Origin of the sequence: Amycolatopsis sp. NPDC101161, assembly GCF_044768185.1 — a bacterium.
Taxonomy (GTDB): domain Bacteria; phylum Actinomycetota; class Actinomycetes; order Mycobacteriales; family Pseudonocardiaceae; genus Amycolatopsis.
In genome coordinates, this window is record NZ_JBIWPI010000006.1 from 648,289 (window position 1) to 662,179 (window position 13,891).

At 71.8% G+C, this 13,891-nt stretch carries 13 protein-coding genes; 10 read left to right on the plus strand and 3 right to left on the minus strand.

The annotated features are described in order from the left end of the window. Window positions 1-8: 8 nt before the first annotated feature. Window positions 9-1,157: an SPFH domain-containing protein gene (locus tag ACIRSS_RS41215; RefSeq protein WP_400905091.1), complete on the plus strand. Its 1,149-nt coding sequence runs from the start codon at window positions 9-11 to the stop codon at window positions 1,155-1,157. 12 nt (window positions 1,158-1,169) lie between these two features. Here the strand turns inward: ACIRSS_RS41215 and ACIRSS_RS41220 are convergent, their stop codons facing one another. After that, window positions 1,170-2,201 carry a TRM11 family SAM-dependent methyltransferase gene (locus tag ACIRSS_RS41220; protein WP_400905093.1) on the minus strand — a complete coding sequence of 344 codons (1,032 nt, stop codon included), beginning with the start codon at window positions 2,199-2,201 and terminating at the stop codon, window positions 1,170-1,172. A gap of 25 nt (window positions 2,202-2,226) precedes the next feature. On the opposite strand from ACIRSS_RS41220, the gene ACIRSS_RS41225 reads away from it, so the two are divergent. Together ACIRSS_RS41225 and ACIRSS_RS41230 are read left to right on the plus strand one after the other, a co-directional pair. Then, on the plus strand, window positions 2,227-3,216 hold the full coding sequence (locus ACIRSS_RS41225; RefSeq protein WP_400905095.1) for a bifunctional oligoribonuclease/PAP phosphatase NrnA: 990 nt from the start codon (window positions 2,227-2,229) through the stop codon (window positions 3,214-3,216). A 428-nt stretch (window positions 3,217-3,644) separates the two neighbouring features. Continuing rightward, a complete protein-coding gene (locus tag ACIRSS_RS41230; protein WP_400905904.1) occupies window positions 3,645-4,964 on the plus strand; it encodes an MATE family efflux transporter in 1,320 nt (439 codons plus the stop codon). A 170-nt stretch (window positions 4,965-5,134) separates the two neighbouring features. Here the strand turns inward: ACIRSS_RS41230 and ACIRSS_RS41235 are convergent, their stop codons facing one another. Beyond that, a complete protein-coding gene (locus ACIRSS_RS41235; RefSeq protein ID WP_400905098.1) occupies window positions 5,135-5,947 on the minus strand; it encodes an SDR family oxidoreductase in 813 nt (270 codons plus the stop codon). A gap of 155 nt (window positions 5,948-6,102) precedes the next feature. Between ACIRSS_RS41235 and ACIRSS_RS41240 the strand changes: the two genes are divergently transcribed. Then, window positions 6,103-7,428, plus strand: coding sequence for a nitrate/nitrite transporter (locus ACIRSS_RS41240; RefSeq protein WP_400905100.1), 1,326 nt, complete (start codon window positions 6,103-6,105; stop codon window positions 7,426-7,428). Here the strand turns inward: ACIRSS_RS41240 and ACIRSS_RS41245 are convergent. Then, the gene (locus ACIRSS_RS41245; RefSeq protein ID WP_400905102.1) at window positions 7,373-7,882 is read right to left on the minus strand and encodes a GNAT family N-acetyltransferase; all 510 of its coding nucleotides are present in this window, start codon (window positions 7,880-7,882) and stop codon (window positions 7,373-7,375) included. The two genes, ACIRSS_RS41240 and ACIRSS_RS41245, sit on opposite strands and share 56 nt — an antisense overlap. Window positions 7,883-7,948: 66 nt before the next feature. On the opposite strand from ACIRSS_RS41245, the gene truB reads away from it, so the two are divergent. From truB to ACIRSS_RS41275, 6 genes are all read left to right on the plus strand, one after another. After that, a complete protein-coding gene (truB, locus tag ACIRSS_RS41250; RefSeq protein WP_400905105.1) occupies window positions 7,949-8,854 on the plus strand; it encodes a tRNA pseudouridine(55) synthase TruB in 906 nt (301 codons plus the stop codon). A 28-nt stretch (window positions 8,855-8,882) separates the two neighbouring features. Next, window positions 8,883-9,866, plus strand: a complete 984-nt coding sequence (locus tag ACIRSS_RS41255) for a bifunctional riboflavin kinase/FAD synthetase (RefSeq protein WP_400905107.1) — start codon at window positions 8,883-8,885, stop codon at window positions 9,864-9,866. A gap of 85 nt (window positions 9,867-9,951) precedes the next feature. After that, window positions 9,952-10,425 carry a helix-turn-helix transcriptional regulator gene (locus ACIRSS_RS41260; protein WP_086683272.1) on the plus strand — a complete coding sequence of 158 codons (474 nt, stop codon included), beginning with the start codon at window positions 9,952-9,954 and terminating at the stop codon, window positions 10,423-10,425. Then, window positions 10,425-10,928, plus strand: coding sequence for an RNA 2',3'-cyclic phosphodiesterase (gene thpR, locus ACIRSS_RS41265; protein ID WP_400905110.1), 504 nt, complete (start codon window positions 10,425-10,427; stop codon window positions 10,926-10,928). The genes ACIRSS_RS41260 and thpR overlap by 1 nt, the downstream gene beginning before the upstream one ends. 131 nt (window positions 10,929-11,059) lie before the next feature. Beyond that, window positions 11,060-11,329: a 30S ribosomal protein S15 gene (rpsO, locus tag ACIRSS_RS41270; protein ID WP_003084034.1), complete on the plus strand. Its 270-nt coding sequence runs from the start codon at window positions 11,060-11,062 to the stop codon at window positions 11,327-11,329. Window positions 11,330-11,559: 230 nt separating this feature from the next. Further along, window positions 11,560-13,812, plus strand: a complete 2,253-nt coding sequence (locus ACIRSS_RS41275; protein WP_400905114.1) for a polyribonucleotide nucleotidyltransferase — start codon at window positions 11,560-11,562, stop codon at window positions 13,810-13,812. Window positions 13,813-13,891: the final 79 nt, after the last annotated feature.

Below are 13,891 nucleotides of genomic sequence, written 5' to 3' on the forward strand. Positions count from 1 at the left end.
GGACAGCCATGTTCGGGTATCGCGTTCCCGCGCCCAACGAGGCGATGCTGATCTCCGGGGGCAAGCACAGTCAGGGCGCCTCGCCGTTCCGGGTCGTCACCGGCCACGGCGCGTTCGTCATGCCGATTTTCCGGAAAGTCCGGTTCCTCACGCTTTCCATGAACGAAGCCGAAGTGACCGAAGTGTGCGTCACGAAACAGGCCATCGCCCTGACCGTGCGGGCGGTGATCGCGTTCAAGGTCGGCAACGACACCGAGAGCATCGTCAACGCCGGCCAGCGCTTCCTGTCCGACCAGGACCAGATGTCCGTGCTGACCGGCCGCATCTTCGCCGGCCACCTGCGCTCGATCATCGGGTCGATGACGGTCGAGGAGATCATCACCGAGCGGCAGAAGCTCGCCACCGAGGTGCTGGACGGCTCGGCGGTGGAGATGGCGAAGATCGGGCTCACCGTCGACGCGCTGCAGATCCAGTCCATCGACGACATGAAGCTCGGCTACATCGCCGCGATGGCCGCGCCGCACAACGCCGCCATCCAGCGGGACGCGCAAATCGCCCAGGCGGTGGCGAACCAGGCGGCGGCCGAAGCCGAGCAGAAGTCCCAGCGGACGCAGGCGGAGTACGCTCGGCAGACGTCGATCGTGCAGGCGCAGTACCGCGCCGAGGTCGAGGCGGCCCAGGCCGAGGCGGCGCAGGCCGGCCCGCTCGCGCAGGCGAAGGCCCAGCAGGAGGTCATCGACGCGCGCACCGAGCTCGCGCAGCGCGAGGCCGAGCTGCGCCAGCAGCAGCTGGTCGCCGAGGTGATCAAGCCGGCCGACGCGGAGGCCGAGCGGATCCGCATCCTGGCGCTGGCGGACGCGGAGAAGATGCGCGTGCAGGCCGAGGCGGCCGCGTCGAACAACCGGGTCGCGCTCGACCGGATGCTCATCGACCAGCTGCCGCAGATCGTCAAGGAGGCCGGGCGCGGGCTGTCCGGCGCGAACGTCAACATCCTCAACGGCGCCGACGGCCTCGGCGAGATGGCCGCCGGGCTCGTCGGCCAGGGACTGTCCATCTTGGACTCGGTGAAGCGCGGCCTGAGCACGCCGCCGGCGGCTCCCACCGGCGCGCCCGAGGACAACGGGCAGGCGCCGGTGAAGGGTGAGCTCACGCAGTAGCGCTTTGTCGACTCAGGAGGCGGGTTTCACCGCGACGACCAGGTCACGCAGGATGGCCTGGTCGACCCGGTGGGCGAACTCGTCCCACGGCCCGCCTTCGCGGACGTCGAGCCCGGCCTTGCGCAGCACCGCGACGAGCTCCTCGCGGGGCAGCACGGTGGTGTTCCACGAGATGCCGAGTGCCCCGCCGGGCCGCAGCACGCGCGTCCACACCGGGACGGCCGCCGCGAGCAGGTCGCGCGGGCTGCGCTGCAGCCCCGCCTCGCGGTGGCTGCCGTGCTGGACGCCGTACGGCGCGTCGGTGACGATCACGTCGCACGAGTTGGCCCGCAGCACCTCGTCGGTGGTCAGCGTGTCGGCCTGGAAGTAGGTGAGCTTGCGGGTGTCGCCCGCTTTGTACGCTTCCTTGTCCAGCGCGTACTCGATGTCGAGGCGGCGCCCGAGCCGGACCTTGTTGCGCCGCAGCTGACCCGAGTCGGCGGTGTGCTTGACGCGCTTGTTCCGCAGCCACGTCTTGATGAACGCCTCGTAGGCCTCGAAGTCCTTGGCGTCGACGTCCAGGCCGGTGGCGTGCAGGCCGTACATCATCGCCTGGTTCAGCGTGGTGCCGCGGCCGCACAGCGGGTCGAGCAGGTACTTCGGCCGGTCGGAGAACGGGTCCGCGGTAGCCAGCAGCGTCACGTTCAGCAGCAGCTTCGTGAACGACTCGTTCGTCTTGCCCGGGTACTTCTGGATGGTCAGCAGGTCCGAGTCGGCCTTCGCCAGCGGCGTCACCGTGACCGGGCGCAGGACGCCGTCACCCAGCTCGAACAGCGCGTACAGCGACGAGAGGTTCGACAGCAGCGCGAGGTCGCGCCCGCCGAGCGGCACCGAACTGGTGAAGCGCACGTACCCGACGCCGCCGAGCTCGACCTCCTCGATCCCGGACAGCTCGGCCGGCAGCGCCGCGCCGAACACCGCCAGCTCGGCGCGCAGCAGCGCGGGGGAGGAGGCGGCGTAGACCCGGTTGGCTGACGGGTGGACCAGGATCACGTACTCAGGCATCCCGCAGAGCGTAGCGTGACGCACCGTGACCCCTACTTTGGCGCAGGACATCCGGGACGCGGCGGCGCTGCTCGCGTCGGCGACCGACGTGACGGTGCTCGGCCACGTCCGCCCGGACGCGGACGCCCTCGGCAGCGCGCTCGCCCTCGGCCGGGCACTGCACCAGCGCGGCGCCCGCGTCCGCGTGTCGTTCGGCGAGCCCGACGAGGCCCCGGAGACGCTGCGGTGGCTGGACGAGGACGGCCTGCTCACCCACCCGGACGACCTGCCGGACAGCGAAGCGCTGCTGGTCTGCGTCGACACGCCGGTGCCGAAGCGGCTGGGCCGGCTCGCCGGGCGCGTCGAGCTCGCCGGCTCGGTGCTGGTGATCGACCACCACGCGACCAACACGTTCTACGGCGGCTGCAACGTCGTCGACGAGACGGCCGAGGCCAGCGCGATCCTCGTGTTCCGGATCCTGGACGCGATGGGCGTCGAGCTCGACGAGCCGATCGCGCGCGGGATCTACGCCGGGATCGTCACCGACACGAGCGGGTTCCGCCGAGCGAGCCCGGAGACGCACCGGATGGCCGCGCGGCTGCTGGAGGCGGGCGTCGACCCGGAGAAGGTGGTGCGGCGGATCGTCGACGAGCGGCCGTTCAGCTGGCTGCCGATGCTGTCGTCGGTGCTGAGCGAGGCTGCGCTGGAGCCGGAAGCCGCGCAGGGCCGGGGTTTCGTGCACGCGGTGGTGGGGGTCGACGAGGCGAGGACGGTCCGGGGCGAAGAGGTCGAGTCGGTGATCGACGTGGTCCGCTCGGTGCGCGAGGCGGCTGTCGCGGCGGTGCTCAAGCAGGACGTGACGAACCCGGCGCAGTGGCAGATTTCGTTGCGCTCGATCGGGATCGACGTATCGGCGGTAGCGGCGGAGTTCGGCGGCGGCGGCCACCGGCAGGCCGCGGGCTGCACGATCGCGGGCACCGCCCCGGAGGTCCTCGCCGGGTTGCGGGAGGCGCTGGAGCGGGCGCCGCTGCTGTAGGCGCTCGCCTCGGCGGCTTTGCCTGCGGTCCCTTTTTGTGGTGCCCGCCCCGCTTGGCCTGGCTTCGCCCCGCCTTGCCCCGCCTCGCTCCGCTTGGCCGGGCCCACCCTGCCTAGCCCGCCCCGCTTGGCCCGCCCCCCGCTTGCCCCGCCCCGCCCTGCTTGGCCTGGCCCGCTCCGCTTGGCGGGGCGCGGCCCGCCTGAGCCGCCCCGCCCCGCTTGGCCTGGCCCCGTCCGCCCGCCCCCGCCTGGACCCCGCCCGCCCCCGAGCCCGGCCGCCCTGTCTGCCGTGCCCCGCTCCGCCCGGCCTGCCCAGCCCAGCCCGTCAGCTCGCGGCTCACCCCGCCGCTGTCGGATGGCGGGCCGGGAAAGTTCCCGCGTTCCCGCCGGTCAGAACTGTCGGTGGGGGCGGTTAGAGTCCGGTTCGTGGTGAACGTGGAGGAGACGGAGCGGATCCCGGCGAAGCGCGTGCTCGGCCTGGCCGTGCCCGCGCTGGGGGTGCTGGCCGCCGAGCCGTTGTACGTGCTGGTCGACACCGCGGTGGTCGGCCACCTGGGCGCGCTGCCGCTGGCCGGGCTCGCGCTCGGCGGCGTCGTGCTCGCCCAGGTGTCGAGCCAGCTGACGTTCCTGTCGTACGGCACGACGTCCCGCACGGCCCGGCTGCACGGCGCGGGCCGCCGGGCCGACGCGGTCCGCGAAGGCGTCCAGGCGACGTGGCTGGCGGTACTGGTCGGGCTCTTCGTGCTGGTGGCCGGGCAACTGCTCGCGTGGCCGATCGCGCGGGCGCTGTCGGGTAGCGACGAGGTCGCCGGCGCGGCCGTGTCGTGGGTCCGGATCGCGCTGTTCGGAGCGCCGCTGATCCTGGTCACGATGGCGGGCAACGGCTGGATGCGCGGGGTGCAGGACGCCGCGAAGCCGTTGCGGTACGTGCTGGCGGGCAACGGGATTTCGGCGGTGCTGTGCCCGGTGCTCGTCTACGGCGCGGACCTCGGCCTGGAGGGCTCGGCGATCGCGAACGTCGTGGCGCAGGTGATCTCGGCGTCGCTGTTCATCGTGGCGCTGGTGCGCGAGAAGGTGGGGCTGCGCCCGGACTTCAAGGTGATGCGCGCCCAGCTGGGCCTGGGCCGCGACCTGGTGTTGCGCAGCTTGGCGTTCCAGGCGTGCTTCATTTCGGCGGCGGCGGTGGCGGCCCGCACGTCGACGGAAGCGGTGGGCGCGCACCAGGTGGTGCTGCAGTTGTGGACGTTCTTGGCCCTGGTGCTGGACTCGGTGGCGATCGCGGCCCAGTCCCTGGTGGGGGCGGCCCTGGGGGCGAACTCGGCGAGGCAGGCGCGCGGGGTGGCGACGCAGATCACCGGGTACGGGCTCCTGCTGGGGTGTTTCCTGTGCGTGCTGTTCGCGGCGTTGTCGTGGGTGCTGCCGCACGCGTTCACGTCCGACCCGGGGGTGCTGGCCGAGATCCCGCACGCGTGGTGGTTCTTCGTGGCGCTGCAGCCGATCGCGGGGGTGGTGTTCGCGCTGGACGGAGTGCTGCTGGGGGCAGGGGACGCGGCATTCTTGCGCAACGCGACATTGGGCAGCGCGGCGCTCGGCTTCCTGCCGCTGATCTGGGCCTCGTTGGGCTTCGGCTGGGGGTTGACGGGGATTTGGACCGGGCTGTCGCTGTTCATGGTGCTCAGGCTGGTGTTCGTGCTGGTCCGCTGGAGGTCGGGCAACTGGGCGGTGACGGGCGCGATCCGCCCGGCGTGACAGCAGGGCCCGCGGCCGGGGCGGTTGCCGGCGTGACCCGGTCGACCTGACCGCTCGCAGCGCCAGCCGGTTCAGCGGCCGGCGCGATCCGGCTGCCCGAACCCCTCGCCGCGGCCTGCCCGGCAGCTGATCGAGCAGCCGCGCGCCTACCTGCGCCGAAAACCCACCCCTCAAGCCCGCGCCCGGCGGGCGTGGCGTATCCGACGGTCCACCATCCGCCTCAAGAACGGCGCCGCCAACGGACCCAAAGCCGCCAGCAAAGCCACCGACCGGTCCGGATAAACGGCGTACCGCTCCCGCTCCACCGCCCGCACGATCGCCGAAGCCACCGCCTCCGCCGCCATCGGACGGATCGTCCCGCTGATCGCGGCCGTCTCGAGAGGCTTCCAGCGGTTCTCTTCCGCCAACTGCGGCGTGTCCACGTCCGGCGGATACACACAAGCCACATGCACCCCGGCCGGGTTCAGCTCGTCCCGCAGCGCCTCCATCAACCCCCGCACCGCGAACTTCGCTGGCGCGTAAGCCGTATACCCGTAGATCCCCAGCACCGCCGCCGCCGAGGAGATCGCCACGATCGACCCCGTCCGCCGCCGGACCATCGATGGCGCCACCTCGCGGACCGCGTGCAACGTCCCGAAGTAGTCCACCTCCACCATCCGCCGGAACACCTCGTCGTCCAGCGAAAGGAACTCGCCCGGACGCGCCTGCCCCGCGCACGTCACCAGCACGTCGCACGGCCCCGCCGCCTCCACCAACGATGAGAACGCCGCTGCCACTTCCCCCTGCGAAGAGACATCGGCCACCGCCGTCCGCACCGCGTACCCGCGTGACTTCAGCGACACCGAAGCCTTCCGCAGCCGGGATTCGTCCCGCGCCACCAGCGACACCGACGCGCCGCGCGCGCCCAGGGCGGCCGCCGTCGCCAAGCCGATCCCGCTGGACCCGCCGGTGATCACCGCGTGCGCCCCGTGGAGCCCGGTCACCGCACCACCCCCCGAACATGAAGGAGATTCACATAGAACCATGTGGTGAACGCCACCGGGATAACAGCTATGTTTCGTCGTTGCTTAGGCGCTACAAGTAGTAGGGACGGCAGCGCAGGCGTCCGCTACGAAACGCCGAATCCCTGGAGGAACTTGTGCCGCCCGCCACCGGCCGCGCCACCGCCCGGTCCTGGCTCATCTGGCTCGCCGCCGTCACCGTCTACCTCCTCGCGGTCTTCCACCGCACCTCCTTCGGCGTCGCCGGGCTGCAGGCGGCCGAGCGCTTCGGCGTCGGCGCGGCCGCGCTCGGGACGTTCACCGTCCTGCAGGTCGGCGTCTACGCCGCGATGCAGATCCCGACCGGCGTCCTGGTCGACCGCTACGGCCCCCGCCGCGTCCTCATGGCCGCTGTCCTGATCCTCGGCGCCGGTCAGCTGCTCCTCGGCGTCGCCCACTCCTACGGCCTCGGCCTGCTCGCCCGCGGCGTCCTCGGCCTCGGCGACGCCCTCACCTTCGTCAGCGTCCTGCGCCTGGTCGCCGCCCACTTCCCGGGCCGCCAGTACGCGCTGCTGACGTCGTTCACCGCGGCCGTCGGCTACATCGGCAACCTCGCCGCCACCGTCCCGCTCTCGCTGGTGCTCGACAGCGCCGGCTGGACCCCGACCTTCCTTGCCGTCGGCGCCATCACCGTCCTCTACACCCTGGTCGTGGCGCTCCGGGTCCGCGACGTCCCGGCCGGCACCCCGGAACCCGTCCGCGAAGAGGTCCGCCCGCGCCAGCTCGCCCACCAGGTCGCCGAGGCCTGGCGGACGCCGGGGACGCGCCTGGGCTTCTGGGTCCACTTCAGCACGATGTTCGCCCCCAACGCCCTGACGCTGCTCTGGGGCGTCCCGTGGCTGGTGCAGGGCCAGGGGCAGTCGAAGGCCACGGCCAGCGCGCTGCTCACCGTGTTCGTCTTCGGCTCGATGGCCGGCGGCCCGCTGCTCGGCGGCGTGATCGGCCGGCACCCGTCGCTGCGGATGCCGCTGGTCGGCGGCTACATCGGCGGGGCCGCGCTGGTCTGGGCGGTGCTGCTGAGCTGGCCGGGTGCGGTGCCTGTGCCGGTGCTGGTGCCCGCGTTCGCGTTCCTCGCCCTCGGCGGCCCGGCGTCGATGATCGGCTTCGCGCTCGCCCGCGACTACAACCCGCTCAGCCGCGTCGGCACCGCGACCGGCGTGGTCAACGTCGGCGGTTTCGTGGCGACGACCGTCGCCGCCCTGCTCGTCGGCGTGCTGCTGCAGTGGACCGGCGGCAGCTTCCGCGTCTCGCTGCTGGCCATCGTCGCGATCCTCGCGCTGGGCACGGTCCGGATGCTCGTGTGGTGGCGCCGCACCCGCGCCCACCTCTTCCTCGCCGAAGCCCGCGGCGAGGAGCTGCCGGTCCGGATCACCCGCCGCCGCTGGGACGCCGCCCTGCCGGAGACACCGATCGTGGCCGCGTGACCGACGCCTGCAGCAGCTGCGGCGCGACCGCGAACCCGCGCCGCTCGTAGGCGGGCACGGCCTGCCCGGAGGAGTGCACCGTGACGCGCTCCAGCCCCAGCTCCCCGGCCAGCCGCAGGACGGCTTCGATCAGCATCCCGCCGAGCCCGCCGCGACGGGCTTCCGGCACGACGTACACGCTCTGCACGTCTCCGCACGCCCTCGTGAACGCCGTCGGCGTCGGCACGCGCGGGGTGACCGCCAGGAACGCCATCCCGAGCACCCGCCCGCCGCGCACCACGACGAGGCAGTGGTGGGTGGCCGCGTTCTCCCGCGCCCACGCGGCGAACTCGCGCACGAACCGCGCGCGGCCGTCGCCGGGCAGGCCGTCCTGCTCGGCCACCCAGCGCCACCGGAGCCCGGCGACGGCGGCCAGTTCGGCGGGCCGGGCGGCCCGGACTTCGATCTCCGTCACGCTCCCATCCTGGCGGGTCGCGGCGGCCTGATCGACCCACGATCGGCGGCCGCTAGGGTTTCCCGCGTGTCGAGCCCCAAACCGCCCCGCCGTCCCGCCCCGCCGCCCGGTCTCCTGATCGTCGACAAGCCCGCCGGCATGACGTCGCACGACGTCGTCGCCCGCGCCCGCCGGATCATGGGCACCCGCAAGGTCGGGCACGCCGGCACGCTCGACCCGATGGCGACCGGCGTGCTGGTGCTCGGCATCGAGCGCGCGACCAAGCTGCTCGGCCACCTCGCGCTGGACCGCAAGACCTACCTCGCCACCCTCAGCCTCGGCAGCAGCACCACGACCGACGACGCCGAGGGCGAGGTCCTCACGACCGGGGACACCGAAAAGATCACCGACGACGAGATCGCCGAAGGCGTCGCCAAGCTGACCGGCGACATCCAGCAGGTGCCGAGCGCGGTCAGCGCGGTCAAGATCGACGGCAAGCGCGCCTACGCCCGCGTCCGCGCCGGCGAGGACGTCGTGATCCCGGCCCGCCCGGTGACCGTCTACCGCTTCGACGTCCTGGCCATCCGCCACGAGGACGACCGCGTCGAGGTCGACGCCGTCGTCGAGTGCTCGTCCGGTACCTACGTCCGCGCGCTGGCCCGCGACCTCGGCGCGGACCTCGGCGTCGGCGGCCACCTGAAGGCCCTGCGGCGCACCACGGTCGGCCCGTTCACCCTGGCGAAGGCCCGGACCCTCGACCAGCTCGAGGAGCAGCCCGAGCTGAGCCTGGACCTCGACGCCGCGGTCGCCGCGGCCTTCCCCCGCCGCGACCTCGACGCCGCCACGGCGAAGGCGGTCCGGCACGGCCAGCGCATCCCGGCGGCCGGTCTCGAAGGGACCTACGGGCTCTTCGGCCCCGACGGCCGGGTGCTCGCGCTGGCCGCCGACGAAGAAGGCGTGTCCCGCGCAGTGGTGGTGCTGCTGCCCGCCTAGGGTGGCTCTTGAGAGACGGGAGTCTGACGTGCTGCGGTGGCGTGGGCTGGGGGACCTCCCCGGCGGCTGGGGCCGGTGCGTGGTCACCATCGGCGTGTTCGACGGTGTGCACCGCGGGCACCAGGAGCTGGTGAGCCGGACCGTCGCCGCGGCGGCCGAACGCGGGCTGCCGAGCGTGATGCTGACGTTCGACCCGCACCCGTCCGAGGTCCTGCGCCCCGGCAGCCACCCGGCGCAGCTGACCACGTTGCGGCGCAAGGCGGAAATCGTCGAGGGCCTCGGCATCGACGTGTTCTGCGTGCTGCCCTTCACCCTGGAGCTGTCCCGGCTGCAGCCGGAGGAGTTCGTGCACGAGGTGCTCGTCGACCGGCTGCACGCGGCCGCGGTGGTCGTCGGCGACAACTTCACCTTCGGCGCCAAGGCCGCCGGCGACGTCGCGCTGCTGCGCACCCTCGGCCGCCGGTTCGGCTTCGCCGCCTACGGCGCCGAACTGCAGGGCAAGGAACTGTCCGAAGAGGACCAGTCGGCGATCACGTTCTCCAGCACCTACGTCCGGTCGTGCATCGACGCCGGGGACGTCGTCGCCGCGGCCGAGGCGCTCGGCCGCCCGCACCGCCTGGAAGGGATCGTCGTGCGCGGCGACGGCCGCGGCCACGAGCTCGGCTACCCGACGGCGAACCTCTCGACGCCGCGCTTCGCCGCCGTCCCGGCCGACGGCGTCTACAGCGCCTGGTTCACCCGCTCGGCCGACCCGTCGCGCCGGCTGCGCGCCGCGGTCTCGGTCGGCACGAACCCGACGTTCTCCGGCCGCGAGCGGACCGTCGAGGCGTTCGTCCTCGACGTCGACGAGGACTTCTACGGCCAGCACGTGGCGATCGACTTCGTGACGCGGCTGCGCGACCAGGTCCGCTTCGCCGACTCGGCCGGGCTGGTGACGCAGATCGACGACGACGTGATCGAGACGAGAAAGGCACTGGAAGTGCCCTCCGACACCCCTACCGGGGGCGAATAAGGGGAAATCGCGCTCACGCACGTGACAGCGATGGCAAAATGCTCACGGACGGTGTGCGCGAGCGGGGTTAGGGGATTGGGGACTGGTGGAGGACCACAAGATCGTCCAGCGCAACATCGCGTTGCAGCGCGAGTGGTACGGGGAACCGCTCGGCGACCGCGTGCGCCGGCTCGTGGTCGCGTTCGACGTTTCGCAGGCGTTCCTGGCCGAGGTCCTCGGGATCAGCGCCCCGATGCTCAGCCAGGTGATGAGCGGCCGGCGGGCCAAGATCGGCAACCCGGTCGTGCTGGCCAGGATGATCATGCTCGAGCGCAAGATCCTGGTGCCCGAGGTCGCCGCCGGCAACCGCGACGCGATGCTGGCCGCGATGGAGGACGTCCGCGACTCGCGCCCGACGGTCGGCCGCGACAACATCCCGGTGATCAACGAAGACCGCCGCGTCCTCGCCTACCTGCGTGACGTGGCCGAGGACGAGGACCTCGGCGAGGCCGCCAAGCGCCTCGACGACGACTTCCCGGCCATCGCCGACCTGCTGCGCCGGGCCGGCAACGGCTCCTGATGCCGGTCCTGTTCAGCGCGCTGGTCCCGCCGGACGACGTCGTCGAGCAGCTCGCAGAAGCCCTCGGCGAAACCGGCGACGGCCTGCGCTGGGAGCCGCCCGAGCGCTGGCACGTCACCCTCGCCTACTACGGCCCCGACGACGTGGACTCCCGCGCGGCCTGGCTGGCCGACCGGCTGGCCGGGCGGCCGGCCGTCGACGTCCGGCTGGAAAAGGCCGCGACGTTCCCCGGGGTGCTGTGGTTGACTGTCGCCGGATCGGAGCTGACGCCCCTCGCGCACGCCGCGGGGGCCGACGCCGAGGCGAGGCCGTACACGCCGCACCTGACGCTCGCGAGGTTCCCCCGGGAAGAACCGGGGCTCGCCGCGCGTTGGACCGAAAGGCTGGCCCGCTTCACCAGCCGTCGCTGGACGGCGGGCACGGTGGTGCTGATGACCAGCGAGCGCGAACCGGGTGGCCACCGCTACCGGGTGGTACGCGCCTTCGAGCTGGACGGCGCCTGAAGACGCTGTTCAGCGGGCTGGTAACCTCGACGTTCGGGTCCGGCTGCAGTCCGTGGCGGCCGTGACCGTCTTCCCGGCGTGCATCCACGCCCGGGGCCGCACGGCACTGATTATTTCGAGGAGCAACACAAGTGGCGCTGTCCACCGAAGAGAAGAAGTCGATCCTAGCCGAGTACGGCGTGCACGACTCGGACACGGGATCCCCCGAGGCCCAGGTCGCGCTGCTGACCAAGCGGATCGTCGGCCTCACCGAGCACCTCAAGGCTCACAAGCACGACCACCACTCGCGTCGCGGGCTCCTGCTGCTGGTCGGCCGTCGCCGCCGGCTGCTGAACTACGTGATGAAGGTGGACATCGAGCGTTACCGTGCGCTGATCCAGCGCCTCGGCCTGCGCCGATAGCTTCAACCCGAGGGGGAGTGGCCGCCGGCTGCTCCCCCTCGGTGCAGAAAGACAGGAACGGCGCGAGCGCGCACGAGGGTCCGTCCGCCGGTCCTCGGTAGTGGTTCCCGGGAAGAGTCCCGGGGGCTTCGATCGAAGACCGGCCTCATTCCTCGAGCGTCCTCAGGCGAAACGGGTCCCAGGGTGGGAGACTCGCGCCGTACAGAGGAACTAAAGAGGAGAAACACCCTATGACCGACTCCACCGGAGTCACCGTGCACGAGACCGAAGCCGTCATCGACAACGGCAAGTTCGGTTCCCGCACCGTCCGCTTCGAGACGGGCCGCCTGGCCAAGCAGGCCGCCGGCGCCGTCGTCGCGTACCTCGACGAAGAGACCATGCTGCTCTCGGCGACGACCGCGTCGAAGCACCCGAAGGAGCACTTCGACTTCTTCCCGCTGACCGTGGACGTCGAAGAGCGCATGTACGCCGCGGGCCGCATCCCCGGCGCGTTCTTCCGCCGCGAGGGCCGCCCGTCGACCGACGCGATCCTGACCTGCCGCCTGATCGACCGGCCGCTGCGCCCGTCGTTCGCCGACGGTCTCCGCAACGAGATCCAGGTCGTCATCACCGTCCAGAGCCTCAACCCGGACGACCCGTACGACGTGCTGGCCATCAACGCCGCTTCGGCGTCGACCCAGATCGCCGGCCTGCCGTTCTCCGGCCCGGTCGGCGGCGTCCGCGTCGCGCTGATCGAGGGCCAGTGGGTCGCGTTCCCGACCTGGTCGCAGCTGGAGAAGGCGACCTTCAACATGGTCGTCGCGGGCCGCATCGTCGGTGACGACGTCGCGATCATGATGGTCGAGGCCGAGGGCACCGAGAACACGCTCGACCTGATCGCCGACGGCGGCAAGGCGCCGGACGAGGTCGCGGTCGCCGAGGGCCTCGAGGCCTCGAAGCCGTTCATCAAGGTCCTCTGCGAGGCGCAGCAGCGCCTGGCCGACGCCGCCGCGAAGCCGACCGGCGAGTTCCCGGTCTACCCGGCCTACCAGCAGGACGTCTACGAGGCCGTCGCCGCCATCGCGACCGACGACCTGGCCCGCGCGCTGCAGATCGCCGGCAAGCAGGACCGCGACGCCGCGACCGACGAGGTCAAGGCCGCCGTGCTGGAGAAGGTCGGCCTCGGTGAGGGCGAAGCCTTCGAAGGCCGCGACAAGGAGATCGGCGGGGCGTTCAAGGCCCTGACGAAGAAGATCATGCGCCAGCGCGTCCTGACGGAGAAGATCCGCATGGACGGCCGTGGCCTCACCGACATCCGGTCGCTCGCGGCCGAGGTCGCCGTGATCCCGCGGGCGCACGGTTCGGCGCTGTTCGAGCGCGGCGAAACCCAGATCCTGGGCGTCACCACGCTGAACATGCTTCGCCTGGAGCAGCAGATCGACTCGCTGTCCCCGGAGACGCACAAGCGCTACATGCACCACTACAACTTCCCGCCCTTCTCCACCGGTGAGACCGGCCGCGTCGGTTCGCCGAAGCGCCGCGAAATCGGCCACGGCATGCTCGCCGAGCGCGCCCTGGTGCCGGTGCTGCCGAAGCGGGACGAGTTCCCCTACGCGATCCGCCAGGTCTCCGAGGCGCTGGGCTCCAACGGCTCGACCTCGATGGGCTCGGTCTGCGCGTCCACGATGAGCCTGTACAACGCCGGCGTGCCGCTGAAGGCGCCGGTCGCGGGCATCGCGATGGGCCTGGTCTCCGACGAGGTCGACGGCGAGACCCGCTACGTGGCGCTGACCGACATCCTCGGTGCTGAGGACGCCCTGGGCGACATGGACTTCAAGGTCGCCGGCACCAAGGACATCATCACCGCGCTGCAGCTCGACACGAAGCTCGACGGCATCCCGTCGGAGGTGCTCGCGGCCGCGCTGAAGCAGGCGAAGGACGCTCGCACCACCATCCTGGAGGTCATCGCCGAGGCGATCGACAGCCCGGACGAGATGAGCCCGTACTCGCCGCGCGTCACCAGCGTGAAGATCCCGGTCGACAAGATCGGCGAGGTCATCGGCCCGAAGGGCAAGATGATCAACTCGATCACCGAGCAGACCGGTGCCGACATCTCCATCGAGGACGACGGCACGATCTACGTGGGCGCTTCGGACGGCCCGTCGGCGGAGGCGGCGATCGACCTGATCAACGCCATCGCCAACCCGCAGCTGCCCAAGGTCGGCGAGCGCTTCCTCGGCACCGTGGTGAAGACGGCCGCGTTCGGCGCGTTCGTCTCGCTGCTGCCGGGCAAGGACGGCCTGGTGCACATCTCCAAGCTGGGCAACGGCAAGCGGATCGCCAAGGTCGAGGACGTCGTCAACGTGGGCGACAAGCTCCGCGTCGAGATCGCCGACATCGACAACCGCGGCAAGATCAGCCTGATCGTGGTCAAGGAAGACGACGCTGCCGAGGCTCCGGCCGGCGACAAGCCCGCCGACGCCGAGAAGGCCGACGCCAAGTAAGACCCGGCTCGTCCGGTTCGAGACAGTTCCGTCGAAGGCCTCCTCGCCGATTCCGGTGGGGAGGCCTTCGCGGCATCGT